General features: G+C 69.3%; 12 protein-coding genes, 1 other RNA gene, 2 pseudogenes and 2 other annotated features. Of the genes and pseudogenes, 2 read left to right on the forward strand and 13 right to left on the reverse strand.

Annotated elements, in window-relative coordinates; all coding sequences use genetic code 11:
- Window positions 1-6: 6 nt before the first annotated feature.
- The 4 genes and pseudogenes from EUS26_RS13180 to EUS26_RS13195 form a co-directional block, all read right to left on the reverse strand.
- A protein-coding gene (locus EUS26_RS13180; protein ID WP_420330014.1) for an IS3 family transposase occupies window positions 7-1,271 on the reverse strand; the annotation gives its coding sequence in 2 pieces (ribosomal slippage) (window positions 7-983 and window positions 983-1,271; 1,266 coding nt in all).
- Window positions 850-993 (reverse strand) — a sequence feature (AL1L pseudoknot). (Overlaps the previous gene by 144 nt.)
- The gene (locus EUS26_RS13185; RefSeq protein WP_130014288.1) at window positions 1,210-1,944 is read right to left on the reverse strand and encodes an IS3 family transposase; all 735 of its coding nucleotides are present in this window, start codon (window positions 1,942-1,944) and stop codon (window positions 1,210-1,212) included. Before EUS26_RS13185 ends, EUS26_RS13180 begins: the two co-directional genes overlap by 62 nt.
- Window positions 1,840-1,983: a sequence feature (AL1L pseudoknot), on the reverse strand. Its footprint overlaps the gene before it by 105 nt.
- Entirely contained in the window at window positions 1,941-2,261 is a 321-nt protein-coding gene (locus EUS26_RS13190) for a transposase (RefSeq protein WP_165368620.1), read from the reverse strand. It overlaps the preceding feature by 43 nt. The genes EUS26_RS13185 and EUS26_RS13190 overlap by 4 nt, the downstream gene beginning before the upstream one ends.
- 50 nt (window positions 2,262-2,311) lie before the next feature.
- Window positions 2,312-2,628: pseudogene (locus EUS26_RS13195) on the reverse strand (IS3-like element ISPfr13 family transposase); the annotation flags it as partial.
- A gap of 253 nt (window positions 2,629-2,881) precedes the next feature.
- Here EUS26_RS13195 and mobF point away from each other — a divergent pair.
- Window positions 2,882-8,440, forward strand: a complete 5,559-nt coding sequence (gene mobF, locus EUS26_RS13200) for a MobF family relaxase (RefSeq protein WP_130014290.1) — start codon at window positions 2,882-2,884, stop codon at window positions 8,438-8,440.
- Between the two features lie 78 nt (window positions 8,441-8,518).
- On the opposite strand, the gene EUS26_RS13205 is transcribed toward mobF, so the two are convergent.
- The 7 genes and pseudogenes from EUS26_RS13205 to ssrA form a co-directional block, all read right to left on the reverse strand.
- The gene (locus tag EUS26_RS13205) at window positions 8,519-9,625 is read right to left on the reverse strand and encodes an FtsX-like permease family protein (RefSeq protein WP_058889710.1); all 1,107 of its coding nucleotides are present in this window, start codon (window positions 9,623-9,625) and stop codon (window positions 8,519-8,521) included.
- Entirely contained in the window at window positions 9,622-10,323 is a 702-nt protein-coding gene (locus tag EUS26_RS13210) for an ABC transporter ATP-binding protein (protein ID WP_130014291.1), read from the reverse strand. Before EUS26_RS13210 ends, EUS26_RS13205 begins: the two co-directional genes overlap by 4 nt.
- Window positions 10,324-10,326: 3 nt before the next feature.
- Window positions 10,327-11,319 (reverse strand): peptidoglycan-binding domain-containing protein, encoded by a 993-nt coding sequence (locus tag EUS26_RS17580; RefSeq protein WP_272947969.1) that lies wholly within the window; start codon window positions 11,317-11,319, stop codon window positions 10,327-10,329.
- A 1,930-nt stretch (window positions 11,320-13,249) separates the two neighbouring features.
- Window positions 13,250-13,775 (reverse strand): annotated as a pseudogene (locus tag EUS26_RS13225) (ISL3 family transposase); the annotation flags it as partial.
- A 182-nt stretch (window positions 13,776-13,957) separates the two neighbouring features.
- Window positions 13,958-14,515 carry a hypothetical protein gene (locus tag EUS26_RS13230; RefSeq protein WP_130014293.1) on the reverse strand — a complete coding sequence of 186 codons (558 nt, stop codon included), beginning with the start codon at window positions 14,513-14,515 and terminating at the stop codon, window positions 13,958-13,960.
- Window positions 14,516-14,817: 302 nt separating this feature from the next.
- Window positions 14,818-16,020, reverse strand: coding sequence for a tyrosine-type recombinase/integrase (locus tag EUS26_RS13235; RefSeq protein WP_130014294.1), 1,203 nt, complete (start codon window positions 16,018-16,020; stop codon window positions 14,818-14,820).
- 216 nt (window positions 16,021-16,236) lie between these two features.
- Window positions 16,237-16,603: a transfer-messenger RNA gene (ssrA, locus tag EUS26_RS13240) on the reverse strand.
- A 125-nt stretch (window positions 16,604-16,728) separates the two neighbouring features.
- Here ssrA and EUS26_RS13245 point away from each other — a divergent pair.
- Complete coding sequence (locus EUS26_RS13245; protein ID WP_130014295.1) at window positions 16,729-17,166, forward strand: hypothetical protein; 438 nt, start codon at window positions 16,729-16,731, stop codon at window positions 17,164-17,166.
- Here EUS26_RS13245 and smpB read toward each other — a convergent pair.
- Both smpB and EUS26_RS13255 read right to left on the reverse strand, forming a co-directional pair.
- Complete coding sequence (gene smpB, locus EUS26_RS13250; protein WP_130014296.1) at window positions 17,150-17,626, reverse strand: SsrA-binding protein SmpB; 477 nt, start codon at window positions 17,624-17,626, stop codon at window positions 17,150-17,152. The two genes, EUS26_RS13245 and smpB, sit on opposite strands and share 17 nt — an antisense overlap.
- A gap of 60 nt (window positions 17,627-17,686) precedes the next feature.
- Window positions 17,687-18,346 (reverse strand): M23 family metallopeptidase (locus tag EUS26_RS13255; protein WP_238148980.1); only part of this gene is annotated, 660 nt, incomplete at its 5' end.

The following is an 18,346-nucleotide window of genomic DNA, read 5'->3' on the forward strand; positions in this document are numbered from 1 at the left end:
CCGGGTTTAGTGGAGGCTCTGAACTGACGCGTCGACGGTAGCCGGTGCGTGGTTGTGACGGTAGTAGTGATCCTCGAACTCGACGGGTGGGACGAGTCCGATCTGTCCGTGCAGGCGTCGGTGGTTGAACCAGTCGATGTACTCGGCGACGGCGATCTCGAGGTCGTCGATGTTCTTCCAGGGTCCTTTGTTGCGGACGAGCTCGGCCTTGAACAGTGAGTTGAACGCCTCGGCCAGGGCGTTGTCGTAGGAGTCGCCGGTGGAGCCGACCGAGGCGACGGCGCCGGCCTCGGCCAGACGCTGGGTGTACCGCACGGCGAGGTACTGCACGCCCTTGTCCGAGTGCGCGATGACCCCGGTGGTGTCCTGGCCGGCGTGCTGCCGGGTCCACAGGCCCATCTCGAGAGCGTCCAGGGCCAGGTCGGTGCGCAGGCTCTTGGATAGCTGCCAGCCGACGACGCGGCGGGAGTACACGTCGATGACGAACGCGGCGTAGACCCACCCGGCGAAGGTGCGGCAGTAGGTGATGTCGGCGACCCAGACCCGGTTGGGTGCGGGGGCCTGGAAATCGCGGTCCAGCAGGTCCGGGCGGGTGTCCGGCCCGGTCCCCGGGATCGTGGTCCTGGGTCCCTTGGCGCGGGTGATCCCGCGCAGTCCCTCGGCCCGCATGATCCGGTGCACGGTGCACCGGGCGATGCGGTGCCCGGTCCGGTTCAGCTCGGCGTGCATCTTGCGGACGCCGTAGACGCCGTAGTTGTCGGCGTGGACCGCCCGGATCGCCTCGCGGTGGCCCTGGTCGGCCACCGCCCGCGCCGAGGGCGGCCTGGTCTTGGCGGCGTAGTAGCTGCTCGGGGCGATCGGCGTCCCGGCCTGTGCCAGGACGGTGCAGATCGGCTCGACCCCGAACCGGTCGCGGTGCTGGTCGATGTACTCGACCAGCACCGCGGTGCTCACCTCAGCTTGCGGTCGAGCTCCGCCGCGGCGAAAAACGCCGACGCCGTCCGCAGGATTTCGTTCGCCCGCCGTAGCTCTTTGACCTCACGCTCGAGCTCGGTGATCCGCTGCCCCTCGGCGGTCGTCGTCCCAGGACGGTGGCCCTCGTCGATCTCGGCCTGCGTGACCCAGTTCCGCAGCGTCTCGGGATTGATCCCCAGCTGCTCACCCACCCGGCGCAGCGCACCGGTCCTGGTCGCCGGGTCCCGCCGCAGATCAAGCGCCATCCGGATCGCTCTGTCCCGAAGCTCCTCCGGGTACTTCCTCGATGCTGCCATGGCTCTCATCCTTCCGTGGAATGAGAGCCTCCATCAGACCCGGTACGCGACACTTGTCCGAGTGCGCGATGACCCCGGTGGTGTCCTGGCCGGCGTGCTGCCGGGTCCACAGGCCCATCTCGAGAGCGTCCAGGGCCAGGTCGGTGCGCAGGCTCTTGGATAGCTGCCAGCCGACGACGCGGCGGGAGTACACGTCGATGACGAACGCGGCGTAGACCCACCCGGCGAAGGTGCGGCAGTAGGTGATGTCGGCGACCCAGACCCGGTTGGGTGCGGGGGCCTGGAAATCGCGGTCCAGCAGGTCCGGGCGGGTGTCCGGCCCGGTCCCCGGGATCGTGGTCCTGGGTCCCTTGGCGCGGGTGATCCCGCGCAGTCCCTCGGCCCGCATGATCCGGTGCACGGTGCACCGGGCGATGCGGTGCCCGGTCCGGTTCAGCTCGGCGTGCATCTTGCGGACGCCGTAGACGCCGTAGTTGTCGGCGTGGACCGCCCGGATCGCCTCGCGGTGGCCCTGGTCGGCCACCGCCCGCGCCGAGGGCGGCCTGGTCTTGGCGGCGTAGTAGCTGCTCGGGGCGATCGGCGTCCCGGCCTGTGCCAGGACGGTGCAGATCGGCTCGACCCCGAACCGGTCGCGGTGCTGGTCGATGTACTCGACCAGCACCGCGGTGCTCACCTCAGCTTGCGGTCGAGCTCCGCCGCGGCGAAAAACGCCGACGCCGTCCGCAGGATTTCGTTCGCCCGCCGTAGCTCTTTGACCTCACGCTCGAGCTCGGTGATCCGCTGCCCCTCGGCGGTCGTCGTCCCAGGACGGTGGCCCTCGTCGATCTCGGCCTGCGTGACCCAGTTCCGCAGCGTCTCGGGATTGATCCCCAGCTGCTCACCCACCCGGCGCAGCGCACCGGTCCTGGTCGCCGGGTCCCGCCGCAGATCAAGCGCCATCCGGATCGCTCTGTCCCGAAGCTCCTCCGGGTACTTCCTCGATGCTGCCATGGCTCTCATCCTTCCGTGGAATGAGAGCCTCCATCAGACCCGGTACGCGACACGATCATCGGTTCCGGGGGTCGAGCTCCCCCACGAAGAAACTGGTCGCGGCCTTCAGGATCGCGACGTCCTCGCGCAGCTGCCGGTTCTCCGCTTTCAGCTTGCGGATCTCGGCCAGCTCCTCACTCGTGGCGCCCTGGCGCCGGCCACCATCGACCTCGGCCTGGACCACCCAGCGGCGCACGGTCTCCTTGCCCAGGCCTTCTCGGCGGGCGACGGCCTCAGCGGCCGCGGTCAGCGAGGAGTACTCGCCCCGGTGCTCCTGCACCAGACGCACGCACCGCTCCTTGACCTTCGGATCGATCTTCTTCGGCATGAACTGCATCCTTCCAACTCACAAGGATGCGGCATCAAACCTGGGGCGCTTCACACCGTCCACAAGCCCGCGCCCCACTTCAACCGTCCACCTCCCCGTAACCAGCCGGACGCGCGACCCACCTGCAGCGCGCCCGGCACCCCGCCCTTGACCGCGCCCCCCAAACCGGACACACCTCTTGCACTAGCGGTTAGGTGACGCGTCACGTTGCTGAACGCCGACGGCGAGTCTTCGGCTTGTTCTCGGTGTGGCGATGACCATTCACAAGCTGACTGCGGGGTCGGGGTATGACTACCTGACCCGGCAGGTTGCGCGCCAGGACGCCACCGAGGTCGGGCACGCCGGCCTGGCCAGCTACTACACCGAACGCGGTGAAACCCCCGGTGTGTGGATGGGGTCGGGGATGGCCGGGATTATCGGCCTGCAGGCGGGCGACATGGTCGCCGCCGAGCACATGCAGAACCTGTTCGGTTACGGCATCCAACCCCTCGGTGTGGACGCGGCGACCCGGGCCCGCAGGGACTCCCCCGACACGGATGAGGCCGCCCTGGCTCGGGTCATGCTGATGGGGCGCGCTTACCCGGTGATCGAGGGAGACCTGGGTGAGCTGCGGAAGAAGGTCGCCGGCCGTCTGGACAAGATCAACCGGGCCAAAGGGCTGCCGGCGGGGACCGCGGTCGACCTCGACACCCGGGCCCGAGTGCGCACGGAAGTGGCCACCGAGATGTTCCGGGAGGCGCACGGCCGGGACCCGTTGAATGAGCGGGAGCTGGCCGGTCTCGTCGCCCGGGCCTCCCGCCCGTCGAGCACCGCGGTCGCCGGGTATGACCTCGCGTTCTCTCCCGTCAAGAGCGTGTCCGCTCTGTGGGCGGTCGCTGATCAGGGCACCGCCGCAAGGATTGAGCTCGCCCACAAGGCCGCCGTGAACGATGCCCTGGCGTTCATCGAGCAGCACGCCCCGTACACGCGGACCGGCACCGGCGGCGCCCGCCAGGTCGACGTGACCGGCCTGGTCGCGACAGCGTTCACGCACCGTGACTCACGGGCAGGGGACCCGGACCTGCACACCCACGTCGCGGTCGCGAACAAGGTCCAGACCCTCGACGGGAAGTGGCTCTCGATCGACGGTCGTGTCCTGTTCAAGGCGACCGTCACCGCGTCCGAGACCTACAACACCGCCCTGGAGCAGCACCTCGGCACGCTCGGCCTGCGGTTCGAGGACCGGCCCAGCAGCGACGCCCGCACACGACCGGTCCGGGAAGTCGTCGGGGTGCCGGCCGAGCTCAACGAACGGTGGTCCTCGCGGCGCGCCGATATCAAGGCCCGCCGCGACGTCCTGGCTCAGGAGTTCCAGGCCAGGCACGGGCGGCCACCGACCGCGGTCGAGGCGGTCAAGCTCGCCCAGCAGGCCACCCTGCAGACCCGTCAGGACAAGCACGCCCCCCGCACCCTGGCCGAACAACGCGCCCAGTGGGCCACTGAGGCACGCCACGTCCTGGGCAGCCAAGATCGGGTCGACCGGATGGTCGCCGACGTTCTCGCCCAGGGTCCCCGGCGGGGTTGGGTGCACCCCGGTGAGGAGTGGGTGGAACGTCACGCGGGCCAGATGATCGGCACCCTCGCGGAGCGGCGTGGCACCTGGCAGGTGTGGCACGTGCGGGCCGAAGCCCAGCGCCTGGCCCGGTCGGTGGACGTCCCGCTGGAGCACGCGCCCGGACTCGTCAACGAGCTGGTCCACCGTGCTCTGGCGACGCACAGCATCGCCCTGGCCAAGCCGCGCGACGTCACCGCCGTCGAGCCTGAGGTGCTGCGCCGGCGGGACGGGTCCAGCGTCTACACGGTCGCCGGGTCGCAGCTGTTCACCTCCTCGGCGATCCTGCAGGCCGAACAGTTCCTGCTCGAGGCGGCCGGGCGCACCGGCGGCCGCGTAGCCCCCAAGGCCAGCGTCGGCGTCGCTTTGCTGGAGCTGGAGGCCAACGGAATCCGCCTCAACCCCGGGCAGGCCTCGCTGGTCCGCCGGATGGCGACCTCCGGGTCACGCCTGCAGCTGGCGATCGCGCCAGCCGGCGCCGGGAAGACCACGGCCATGGCAGCCCTGACCCGGGCCTGGCAGGCCTCCGGGGGGACGGTCCTGGGACTGGCGCCGTCGGCGGCCGCCGCGGGGCAGCTACGTGACCATATCGACACCTCGACCGACACCCTCGCCGCCCTGACCCACCACCTGGACGGAGGCCAGAGCGCCAACGGTCAGGCACTGGCCGCGCAGATCACACGGGGCACCATGGTCCTGATCGACGAGGCCGGCATGTCCGACACCCTGTCGTTGCGGACCGCGGTCGACTACGCGTTGACCCGTGGTGCCAGCGTCCGGTTGATCGGGGACGACCAGCAGCTCGCGGCGATCGGCGCCGGCGGGGTGCTACGTGACATCGAGGCCACCCACGGCAGCGTCCGGTTGACCGAGCTGATGCGGTTCACCGACCGCGCTGAGGGCGCCGCCTCGCTCGCGCTGCGGCAGGGCGACACCGCCGCGCTGGGGTTCTACCTGGACCAGCAGCGGGTGCACGTCGGAGACGCCGGCACGATGGCCGACCGGGTCTTCGCCGGATGGAGGGCCGACACCGACGCCGGGCGTGACTCCATCATGCTGGCCCCGACCCGGGACCTGGTCAGCCACCTCAACCAGCGGGCCCGCGCCGAGCGACTGGCTCGCGCCGGTGAGGTCCCGCTTCGGACCCGAACCCTGGCCGACGGGAACGACGCCAGCCCGGGTGACTTGATCATCACCCGCAGCAACGACCGTTCGCTGCGGATCAGTGCCACCGACTTCGTCAAGAACGGTGACCGGTGGCACGTCGTCGGCATCACCGACACCGGGGGCCTGGATGTCCGGCACCGGGACACCGGTCGGCACCTGAGCCTGCCGGCGGCCTACGTCGAGGCCTCGACCGAGCTGGGGTACGCCTCCACGGTGCACACCGCCCAGGGGCTGTCGGTGGACACCATGCACGGGCTCATCAGCGGGCAGGAGTCGCGGCAGCAGTTCTACACGATGATGACCCGCGGGAGAGCCGCGAACCACGCCTACCTCGAGGTCGTCGGCGACGGCGACCCGCACACCCTGATCCAGCCGCGCAACACGATCCCCCAGACCGCCACGGACATCCTCGAGGGGATCCTGGCCCGCGACGACGCCCCCCGGTCGGTGCACACCCTGGCCCGGGACGAAGCAGCGGCGGCGACCGGGTTGGGGCATGCCGCTGCCCGGTATGTCGACGCGCTCACCTTCGTCGCCGAGCAGCGCCTCGGCGCTGCCGGGGTGGACCGGCTGGAGCGGGCGGCCGACCTGGTCCCGGAGCTGACCCAGTCCTCTGCATGGCCCACGCTGCGGGCCCACCTGATTCTGCTGTCCGCACACGACGTCGACCCGGTCGCGGCCCTGCGGCAGGCGGCCGTGACGCGCGAGCTCGACACCGCTGCCGATCCCGCCGCCGTCCTCGGGTGGCGCCTGGACGACGGCGGGCTGCGCAACGCCGGCCCCGGTCCGCTGCCCTGGCTTCCCGGTATCCCGGCCTCGTTGGTGGCGGACCCGACCTGGTCGGACTATCTGATCCAACGGGCGGACCTGGTTTGTGCCCTCGCCGAGCAGGTCAGTCAGGAGTCACGGGACGCCGACACCCCGTCCTGGGCGCGCCAGGGCACGCAGCGCCCTGAGCCGGAGCTGCTCGCCCGGGTCCAGGTCTGGCGCGCCGCGAACCAGGTCGAGGACACCGACCTGCGGCCCACCGGGCCACGGCAGATCGCGAAGGCGCACGCGCTGCACCAGCAGGACCTGGACACCTGCCTGCGGATGGGTCGTCACCCGGCGATGGCCGAGTTCGGGCCCCTGATCACCGCGGCGTCCCCAGCCGCGCACCAGGACCGGTTCGCGCCGGTCCTGGCCGAGAGACTGGCCGGCCTGTCCCGTGCCGGGCTCGATGCGCCCGCGACCGTCCGGGCGGCGCTCAGCGACGGCCCGCTGCCGGACGACCACGCCTGCGCGGCGCTGTGGTGGCGGATCAACCGGTCCCTGTCCCCCGCGGTGGCAACCGAGATGGACACCCAGCACGCCCTGGCCACGGACTGGCAGCGCCTGCTGGTCGACCACGTCGGCGCCGCCCGGGCCACCGCCATGCAGGACAGCCCGTGGTGGCCGGCGCTGGTCACCACCGTCGAGCAGGCCACCGCCCGGGGATGGCTGGTCACCGAGCTGCTCCACCAGGCCGCCGCGGACGGTGCCCGCGTCGACGACGCGCAAGCGATGACGTGGCGGATCTCGCTGCTGACCTCCACTCCCCCACCCGAGGACGACCACCACACCCTGCGGGAGGACCAGCCCCCCATGGACCTCTACGACCACCACGACCGCGACCAGGCACCACCGGAGCACGCCCCCACCGACGTCGAGCTCCGGGACCACCTGGCCCAGGCTGCCCTGCCCGACGACGACCTGGTGCCGGCACCCGACCCCACCCCGCCCGGGTACCACTTCGAGGAGTCACCCGAGGTGGCGTTGGCGCTGCTGGCACGGATCCGCGACCTTGGGCCCGACCCGCTCGAGTACAGCGAGAGGGAACTGGCACACCAGTGGGACCGGGCCCAGGAACAGCAGGAGTCCCCGGTGCCGGTGGACCGGTTGGCCGCGGTCAACGAGATGGCACTGGACTACTACGAGTCCCGGCTCGTCGACGAGCACGGTTGGGCCCGGGACTACCTCGCCGACCGGTTCGGGCACGACATCGCCGGACACCCGCACATCCGCCCCGGCTACGCCCCCGCCGGGTGGACCCACCTGGTGGACCACCTGCGCGGCCGCGGCGTCACCGACCTCGAGCTGGAGACCAGCGGGCTGGCCTCCCGGACCCGCTCCGGCGACCTCATCGACAGGTTCCGAGACCGTGCCGTCATGCCCGTCATGAACCAGGACCAGGTCCTCGGGTTCATCGGTCGCCGCAACCCCGCCCGCACCGACGAGGAGAAGGCCGGCCCCAAGTACCTCAACACCCCTTCGACGCCCCTGTTCCGCAAAGGCGACCGGCTGTACGGCACCCACCGGGCCCTGCTGGACGCCGGCGCCATCCCGGTCCTGGTCGAAGGGCTCATGGACGCCCACGCCGTCACCCTCGCCACCCACGGGACCTGCGTCGGCGTCACCCCATTGGGCACCGCCATGACGGAGGCTCAGGCACGACAGCTCGCCGAGTACTCGGACCGCCCGCTCGTGGCCACGGACGGCGACCTCGCCGGGCAGTTGGCCGCCCACCGCGACTACTGGCTCCTGGCCCAGCACGGCGCCACACCGCAGCTGGTCACCCTCCCCGACGGGTCCGACCCCGCCGGCATCCTGGAGCGGCGCGGACCCGACGCACTCGTAGCCACCCTGCGGGACAACCGCAGCCCGCTGAGCGACGCCCTTCTGGACGAACGCCTCACCCACCTCACCGGACCAGAAGCACTCGATGAGGCCGCCAGCGTCCTGGCCACCACCCCCTCTACCCGTTGGGACCACGGTGTGACCAGAATCGCCGCCGTCACCGGCACCGACACGGGCACCGTGCGGGGCGTGCTCGTCTCCCGTATGCGCGCTTGGAACAAGAACCCACGCCACACTGCCGATGAGCAGATCGGGAGGCTGCGTCAGGTGCGGGAACGCAACGCAGAACAACGGTCCCTGACCACCTCGGTACTTGCGCCTGCCCCGCTCATCCCGACCACCCACCGCGAAAGAGTCATCGTAAGCCCGCAATGTGGCGGTCCTGCGCGCCGTCGATAACGTTCGTACCCTCTTGGCCTGGGCCGATGTCGTTGAGGCGGCTGATCCACGCATACATCCTCTGATTGTTCTGTTCCCTCATGGGGTTCGGAGGATGCGGACGGGGTCTCGGGTGGCGGCGTAAAGGGCGGGGGGTATGGCGGCGGTGGTCGCGGCGATGAGGGCGAGGGTGGCGGTGCCGGTGGTGAAGTCGGCTGGGGGGATGGTGTCCTGGCCGAGGCGGGCGGCCAGGGCCAGGCCTGCTGCGACTCCGAGGGCGGCGCCGAGGATGGCGGGGGCGAGGGTGCGTCCGATGACGAGGGTGATGATGGTGGCCCTGGTGGCGCCCAGGGCGCGGCGGCGGCCGAGGTCCTTGCGGCGGACGAGGACGTCGGCCAGGACGACGATCGCCACGAGCAGGGCGCCGCCGCCGAGCACCCCGAGCAGTAGGGTCGCGCCGAACGCGGCGAGGTCACCGGTGACCTGGGCCTGCAGGTCGGCCAACGAGACGGGGGAGGTGATGGTGACCGCGTCCGGGGTGGGCGGCTCGACCAGCGCCAGGACACTGGCTTGAGTGGTCTGCGCGGCCGCGGCGTCGGTCAGCACCACCTGCAGGGTGTCTACCGGTTGGTCGGCGGGCGCGACGTACAGCACCCCCGCGGCGTAGTCACCGAACGGGTCCCGGGGGGTGAACGTCCCGACGACCGACCAGTCGTCGACCTCGCTGGTCGAGGCCAACGCGACCCACCCGAACGGGTCGGCCATCCCGAGCTGTGTCATCGCGGTGTCGGTGACGATAGCCTCCCCCGGGCCGGGCCACCGCCCGGCCTGCAGGTCGGCGACCGCGGCCAGGTCACCGTGCACACCCCACGCGGGCACCCGGGTCCCGCCTTGCCCGATGACTCCGTTGACGACATCGACCGGGATCAGGGTCCCCACCCCACGCTCGACCGTCGACAGGGTGCTCGCCTGGTCCACCACCGTCGGCGGCAGCAGACCCTCACCGCGGGCGTCCGCGACGGCCAGGACCCGCGACCCGGCCTCGTCCAACCGGTCGGTGAGCTGTTGCTCCGCGGCGGCGGTGCGGCCCACGGTCGCGATCGTCGCTGCGCACATCACCGCGACCAGCAACCCGACCAGTGCCGAGGGGACCTTGGACGCCCACGCCGTCGCGGCCGCCTCCCGCACCACCAGCACCCACCTCACAGCGCCAGCACCTCATCCGCGTGGTCCAGCACGAACGGGTCGTGCGTGGCGATCACCACCGTCCGCCCCCCCGACCCACCCGCTGGCGGCGCATCGCCCGCGCCGTTCCCTGAATGGTCTGCCGCTTTGTCGCGGCCGCCGGCGGCTGCGGACAACGCGGCCAGCACCCCGGCGGCGTTGTCCCGGTCCAGGTTGCCGGTCGGCTCGTCAGCCAGCACGACGACCGGGTCGGTCACCAGTGCCCGGCACACCGCGACCCGTTGCGCCTGGCCACCGCTGATCTCTCCCGGCCGGTGTCCCGCCCGCGCCTTAACCCCCATCTGCTCGAGCAACTCTGACCCGCTGGCCCGGGCATCGCGCAGCCGCCACCCGGCATACAGCGCCGGCTCGATGACCGAGTCCAGCACGGTCCGGGTCGGGTCCAACGCCGCGTCCTGGAACACGAACCCGATGCGGTGCGCCCGCACCCGTGCCCGCGCCGCGTCCGGCGCGGCCGAGACCGCCTCGCCCTCCAGCAGCACCCGCCCCTGCGACGGGGTCAACATCAGGCCCAGCACGTACAGCAACGTCGACTTGCCCCGCCCCGACGGTCCCGTCACGGCCGTCACCACCCCTGGGGTGAACACGTGGGACAACCCCCCGAACAGCTCCTCAGCACCTTTCGCGTACGCGAACGACACACCCTCCAGGGCCAGCACAGCTCACCCTCCCCCGGTCTCATCGCCACCATCACGTGGTACCTGCGCTGGGTCCCCGGCCACCAGCACCCGCAACCCCTCCTCGAGCCCTGCACCTTCGACGACCGCGATTCCCTGCCCCGAGCCGGCCACCACCACCTCAACCTGCCCGTCCTCGGTCACCACGAACGCGCTGCCATCCGCGCGGGTCCGTACCGCTGCCGCCGGGACGCTCAACCCCTCCACCCGGGGCACCACCACGACCTCAGAGCGCACCGTCACCTGCTCATCCCCCGGCAGCGCCCCGCAGTCTTCTCCGCAGACCGGCCCACCGCCCGGAGCGGTCAGCTCGAACACCGTCGACCCCGACTCGTCCACACTCGACCCGGCGATCACCCCCGTCCACTGCTGGTCCTGAAAGCTCATCTCCACCGTCGCCTCGGCCGGGATCAACCGGGCCTGCTCGGCGGTCACCACCAGCACGAAGTCCCGCTCCCCCGTCGGCGCCAGCACCGCATCCTCACCGCCCGACACCTGTGCCCCCACCCTGATCGCCTCACCGACCGTGACCGTGGCCGGCAGCTCCGGCACCGCGACCAGTTCCCCCAGACCCACCACCCCAGACTCCGGCAGTCCCTGCTCCTCCTGCCACGCCTCTACCGCATCCTCAGTCGCCTGACCGAAGTCACCATCGGCCTCACCGTCCAGATGCCCCCCGGCGATGAGCAGCTCCTGCAACGCGACCACGTCCTCACCGCGCACACCCCGGGACAGCTCCCGCCAGAACGGTTCTCCCGCCTGCACGACCCGCACCGGTGTCCGCCCCACCGTGTACACCACACCACCGGAATCCACCCGGCCCGGCGACGTCGAGGTCACCACCCCCGACAACCCGTTCACCGCCACCACCCCCACCGGTTGGCGCACCGTGGTCGACAGCGGCAGCGACCGCCCCACCGACCCCTGGACTACCTCACCCCACACCACCTCACCGGCCGGCGAGCTCGACTCGCCCACCGAGCTGTCCGGCAACGTCGCCCGCGACGCCCACCACCCCGCGCCACCCACCAGCACACACAGCACGACCACCAGGACCACACCCCATGCGCGCCGACCGATGCCCCCATTCCTCACCATCCACGGATCCTCTCACCTCTGGCTTACTCCGAGCGGCTCCAACACGAGCAACGGCCCCACCGAAGCCGTCAACAGACGCCTTGGGCACCTCCGCGGCCTCGCCCTCAAATGTCGCAACCTCGCCCACGAGGTTACAAGCGCTCCCCGTGGCTGGCCGGTTCAGACCACGGCTATGTCTTGCTTTGTCGTAAGCACTCTGGCGGTGTTCACGAGGCTGTCTATGCGGCTGACTGGAGCGGTCCCACGTTTTCCCCTGGATCTCCTTGCGCGAACCCGCTAGCTCGTTCAAGGGTGACCTCTTTGAGACGTCGAACCGCTCCCGCAGCAAGAGCGACTTGCCGCGCTGATCCACTACAAGGAGTCAACTGGAGTCGAGGTGCGAAGTGGCGGCAGACTGGCCTGGTAGCCGTAAGAGCCTACTACTCTTGGTCATAGAACGGAACGGTCATTCATCTCCACGTCACGTCGCAGGTGCCTGTCTGTCAATCATTATGCGCACACGTCGTCCCACCGCCCCGACTAACCTGACTGACTCGAAGCTTGGTCGAGGAGGCGACGGCGTAGCCAGTCTTACCCACACGCCGGGCGCCTCCACTGAGCAAGGCAGATAAGACGCGCCAAGATCAATGAACCCGCCACGAAATTAAACCAGCGTATTAACAGCTGCAATGGCTAGATTCGAACGTGCGCGAGATCCACCTAGTTCTCGAACACTTGCTCCAGAGGCGGCTGAGGGCACGTCTCCAACGCTTCCATTACGCCATCCTGTCCAAGACCGGTATACGGATCCCACGGCGGCGATCCACCTCCACCAAGGCTGGCCAAGTACGTTTCAACGTACACCTCAGAGCTTGGAGGTTCGGTGGTGTCAAAACCATTCTCACGTAGGCAGTCGACGACTCCCAACTGCAGCTCGTAGTATTCTGAAAGCTCCCCTCGTGTTGGCGGCGGCGGCATTGGCGGATGCCCCCCAACGACTCCATCACACGTTTCGAACGCGCTTTGAGCTGCGTTAGCAATTTGGTCTGTATCTCTCCCAGCGGGCTCAATACCGTCTCCCGTTTCCATTACTCGCATCGGCACGCCCTGTTCGGTCATGCACTTCGCCATATCGGTGTAGTAAATGCGAAGACTGCCCGCGAACTCTGCGTAAGCATGCTCGTTGGAGAGATTCTCATCTTGCTGCGTGCAACCCCCGAGTGCAAGCGCAATTACAACCGCTGAGAACCGAAGAGCGCGCCTTTTTTCAAGCATCTTCTCGGCACTGGCAGACGCGCGGTCTGATCCAACCCTCAGACACTGCGGCAAGTTCCATAGGTGTTCGTTTCGTTGACAAGAGAATAATACTGTTCGTTCACCTCAACTTTCCAGGTACCACCAGGTCCATAATACCCTCTGGTCGTCCAGCCGGTAGAGGAATAGAAACGGTAGGTTCCCCCAGGAGACTTGTGCCCGATCTGGCCATAGGTGTTGCCTATAGAATACGGAACGCGAGGACTGCAGTAACTTGCGGTGGTTGTGCCGTGCTCGCTCTTGCTCAAAGTATCCGCTTGGGCAGGTGTCGCCAAGACGGATAGACCCAACAGTAATGCAGCTGCGGACGTAGCAGTCGCGGCGGTTCGAGTGAATCGGTTGTTTCTAATCATGTGCTATTGAAGACACGATAGGCTTGCGACGTCAAGGAGTCGCCGGTTGATTTGACCGAATCTTTACCGGCTCTTCACAGATGAGGGTGTAGAGGGGGCGGGCGCGTCGGTCCGGGGGCGGTAGGTGTCGAGGTCTTTCGATGATGGAGGTTCCTAATCTCGATGCGGCCAGCGGACCGGTCGGCGTTGCGGTAGGCGGTAATCATCCGTCGGTAGACGCCCCAGGTGACCTCGACCTGCACGTGCTGCTCGTTCGCGAACAGTTTGTCGAGGCGCTGCTGCTGGCGGTCGACAAGCAGTTCGGCGCCGGCGTGCAGCGTCCGCCCCGCGGAGTACAGCGGGTCGCCCTTGCGGCCGCGGTGACCGTGCAGGTCCTGCTGGACCCGGCGACGGCCCTCATTCCAGGCCCCGCCGGCCAGGCGGACCACGTGGAAGGGATCCATCAACGACACCGCGCCGGGTAGCTCTTCGGTGGTGGCGGTCTCAAGCCCGGCGAAGCCGTCCATCGCGACGACTTCGATGCCGTCGCGCCAAGCCTGGTCTCGTTCGGCGAGCCAGTCGCCGAACACCTTCTTGGAGCGTCCGTCGAGCATCGCGAGCAGCCGGGAGGGGCCGGTGCCGTCGCGGACCGGGGCGAGGACGATCATCACGTTGGCGTACTTGTCTGTGCCGCCACACTTGCTCGTCAACCCGACGGCGCGGTGGTGGTCTCCGAGGCTGGCGTGCACGAGGCAAGGAACGCAGGGACGATCGCGATCCCGGTGATCTTGACCACCAAGCGTGACCCGGCGGCGGTCCCCACACCACCTGTAGGAATCTTCCGCCAGCTCATTCACCGATCTTGTCACAGACCAGCACTGGCCTCGTGTCGATTATCCAAGGGGTTCATTCTGCGGGCACCGTTCCTCCACCTCGGACCACTCGACGTCACTTGACGCGATCTGGTCGTAAACCTGGGCCCCGGGAACCCAGCCCATACCCTGTCCGGCCAGGAAGGTCTCCAACGACGGGGGCGTGCTGACCGTGAAACCGAACTCCGCCACGCACGGCACGTACTCCTCGACGAGATACTCGTAGTGGGCTGTGAGGGAATCTTCCACGGGCACGTTGGCGTATTCTGGGGCTACCGGATACTGCGCATCACAGATGTACTGATCAAGGTTGAGAGCGTCCTGCTGCTCGACCGGGACCTCGCGGATGGTGATGCCGCCGTCCTCGATGTCCACGGGCCAGCCTCGCTCCTGCAGACACTCACCAATCAGCCGCAGCCCGTCACCCCCGGGAATCGTTTCGCGGACCACCTCCACAGGAGGGGGGTCTTCGATCCCGTACATCACCGCCAGCTCGGCCAAGAACTCCTCCCGCGTCGAGCCGCCCACCGTCGTGGCGACCTCGTCGTTACCAGCCTCAGATGGTAGGTCGACATTCACGCTAGGACTATCGGGGGTGCACGCTCCAAGAAGGACGAGAAGGGCCGTCCCAGCACTCATGGATAGAGCCGACGCCAGTTTCGATCTTCCTAGAGACCGGGAAATGGTCGTTGGTGTTGATGTCCCCATAGTTTCCGACGATACCCCGGCCAGTGCTCATATGCTTCGACGGAGTGGCGCTGGCCTAGAGCGCGCGGCCAGGCCACTGCGACACGGGCACGTTTTGACCGCCCGCGACTGAGTCGCAGTCATTGTCGCTCAGGTTGCTCTCGACGGTCCGCGGGTGGGCACCAGCACGTGTTTCACTTGCGGGGAGATGCCACACCTGCGGGCAGGCTGATGTCGCGGCTGAGCCGATCGGTGAGGGCCCGGTCGCGCTCGGCGGTGGCGTGCTGGTAGCGCAGGGCGACGGTGACGTCGGTGTGGCCACCGCGGTGGAGCAGCTCGGCGAGGGTGGCGCCCTGCTCGGCGTACTTGCTCAGGCCGGTGTGCCGCAGGTTGTGAAAGCGGAACCCGGGCCGACCGGCTGCTTCACGGGCCGCTCGCCACGCCTTGTCGAGGGCAGTCTGCGAGACCCGGGCGCCGCGGGACCCTGCCAGGACCGGCGCGGTGTGGCCGGCGGGGGTGTAGGTGTCGAGGTGTTCGCGCAGGGCGGGCAGCAGCGCCGCTGGGAGTGCCACCGATCGGACGCTGTCCGCCTTGGGAGGTGTCAGGGCGTTGGCCTTGACGTTCCACTGCCGGCGGACGTGGAGGACGGCTCGCTGCGGGTTGTCCAGGTGCTCGAGGTCGCGGCGCTGCAGCCCGAGCAGCTCCCCGATCCGCAGAGCGCACCATGCGGCCAGGGGGATGGCGATCTGCAGATGAGGGGGCATAGCCTCGGTCATGGCTCGCACCTGCTCCGGTGAGGCGACGTCCCCGTCGTCGTCCTCGGGGCGGACCCGGCGGTGCTTGGCCGCGGCTGGAAAGTCGAAGCGCTCCAGTCCCCCGGCTCTCGCCTTGACCGCCGCGTTGAGCATCGAGCGCAGGACGATCACCGTGTTGGGTGCGACGCCGTTGACCCGGGCCCCGGGGTGGCGTCGCGACGGTCGGCGGGCCAGCGCAGCCAGGTGCTCGGTGACCTGTTCGGTCGTCAGGTCGACGAGCCTGACCTCACCCAGCTCGGGCAGCACGTGGTTCTTGAGCACCGAGCGGTAGGAGACCACCGTGGCCGGGGAGCGGCGGGGGTCCGCCTCGAGAGCCGCCAGCCACGTCTGCGCCCACTCCCCCAGTGTCAGGGCCTCCGTCTGGACCCGTACCGTCTGTGACTGCTGCGCCGCGCGACGCTGGGCCGGGGGCACGAACGTACCTCGGGCCGCGTCGGCCTTGGCGATGTGCAGGGCCGCCTTGGCGTCCGTGAGGGTCTGGAACATGCCGAGGGAGTGGGTTCGACCCTCGACGTCGACCCGCACGCGATAACGGCCGCGGTACTGCGTGATGCCCCGTGGAAGCCTCGAGCTCGTCGGCACGCGAATACTCCTCCCGACGGGGGAAGCGTACCGCTAAGTTACCGATGTTTGTGCAGGACAACGAACCCAACCCGTGTGACAGCTGTGTGACAGTTTTTCTGGCGTTTCGTGTCTCGACAAGGCCATCTGCGTCCCCCAGCACGAAGCCCCCGAATCCGCGTCCTTATGCGGATTTCGGGGGCTGAGGTGCGACAACCCGCACAGCGTGAGACACGTGGGTGGAGGTGGCGGGAATCGAACCCGCGTCCGTTACCGGGAAATCAGGGCTTCTCCGGGTGCAGTGCGCTGTGGATTTTCTCGGCCCCAGGGCTCGCGCGCACACGTTCCCTGACAGGCCCAGTCGAGTAGAAGTCCCGCGTGATCCCCCGACATGATCACGCAGCAAGTCACCTAGCTGATGCCAGGCACTGAGTCGGTGACGCGCTCAGGCTGACAGACTTCGGGCTCGCTCAGGCGGCGAGGGCGAAGTCGCTGCGCTTGGAATTGGCAGCTATTGGTTTCGCAAGGAGCGTTGACGAGATGACCTTGCATCCTCGACCCGCTTCCCCTGAAGTGCCGTGCAACGTCGAAACCGATCACCCCCATGGGGGTGCCTCACGCTGTGCAGTTGTCAACGACCCCGGCTCGGCCGGGGCCACTCCGTGGAGTCTACGTGGTCCAACGGTGCGACCACCACGCAGATTCCCGGACGCGTGAGAGGCTGCCCGGATGAGCCTCTCCCCCGGGTCCGTCGACGACACCCATCCGAGCTCAGCCCTGCGGCCCATCGCTGTCGTGGTGGCCGCCATGGCTGGTGGGCTCGTCATGCTGGCGGTCGTCCTGGTGCTCATCGGTGCCCGGCTCGAGACACCGCCGGCGTGGCAGCTGCTCGTCGTAGGACTCACGACGCTGGGTGCGTGGGCCCTGGCGCTGGGTGCACCCGTGCCCCGTCGGAGCGGTATGCCGCTCGCGGCGCAGGTGCAGCCGTTCGTCATCCTGCGGGCCGCCGTGCTGGAGACCCCCGCCATGGTCGGGCTCGTCCTGGCCTTCGTGAGCCAGCCGATGAACCTGCTCGTCTACCTGCTGCCGGCCCTCTTCTCCCTGGCCGGGCTCTGGCTGTTCGCCCACCCGTCCGTGGTCGCCCGTCGGCTCAGCCGTGCCTCTTGAGGTGGGCTGACACCGCGCGCTCGGCCTCGCGCCGGTCCTGCCGCTCGCGCAGGGCCTGACGCTTGTCGTGCATCTTCTTGCCCTTGGCGAGGGCGATCTCGACCTTGGCCCGTCCGTCCACGAAGTAGAGCGAGAGCGGCACGATGGTGTGCCCCGCCTGCTCGGCCTTCGCGACCAGCTTGTCGATCTGCTCCCGGTGCAGCAGCAGCTTGCGCCGCCGGCGCGCCGAGTGGTTGGTCCACGTCCCCTGGGTGTACTCCGGGATGTGCACCCCCTCGAGCCAGAGCTCGCCCTGGTACTGCGTGGCATACCCGTCGACGAGGCTGGCCCGGCCCATCCGCAGGGACTTCACCTCGGTCCCGGTCAGCACGAGACCGGCCTCGACGGTGTCCTCGATGAGGTACTCGTGTCGGGCCTTCTTGTTGCTGGCGATCAGCTTGCGTCCGGTCTCCTTGGGCATGGCCGCCCAAGTCTACGCAACGGACGCCGCGCGTTCACCCGGGTTCCCGGGCCGCCGGGCTCAGAGCCAGGTGCGCGGGTTGACCGGGGTGCCGTTCTCCCGCGTCTCGAAGTGCAGGTGGCACCCGGTGGACGAACCCGTGCTTCCGACATACCCCAGGAGCTGTCCTCGGCTCACCGCCTGCCCGGGTGACACCACCGCGGCGCTCTGCATGTGCAGGTAGCTCGTCGTGAGGTTGACCCCGCGCAGCACACCGTGGTCGATGATCACCGTGTTGCCACCGCCCTCGTCGAAACCGGCGCTGTAGACCACACCGTCGGCGGCTGCCACCACCGGCGAGCCGCAACCGGGCCCGAAGTCGATCCCGGCGTGCAGCCGCCAGGTCTGGAAGACCGGGTGGAAGCGGTTGCCGAACTCGCTGGTGATCGGGCCGCCGGCCGGCGCGGACAGCACGCCGCTCGACATCGCCGCGGCGGCCTGACGCTCCTCCTCGGCCTGGCGCGAGGCCCGCTCCTCCGCGGCCCGGCGCTCCGCAGCCTCCCGGGCAGCGGCCTCCTGGGCCGCCTGCGCGGCCGCCGCCGCCTCGGCCTCGGCGGCCTCCGCCCGGCGCGCCGCCCCAGCCGGCCCACGCCGAGCCCGCGCTCCACGGGCCCCCACCGACCGCACCCGCCCCCACGCGACCCGCGTGCCGGCGCCACATGCCAGCGCCCCCCCCCCACC

Origin of the sequence: Serinicoccus sediminis (assembly GCF_004153545.1) — a bacterium.
In the GTDB taxonomy this organism is placed as follows: domain Bacteria; phylum Actinomycetota; class Actinomycetes; order Actinomycetales; family Dermatophilaceae; genus Ornithinicoccus; species Ornithinicoccus sediminis_A.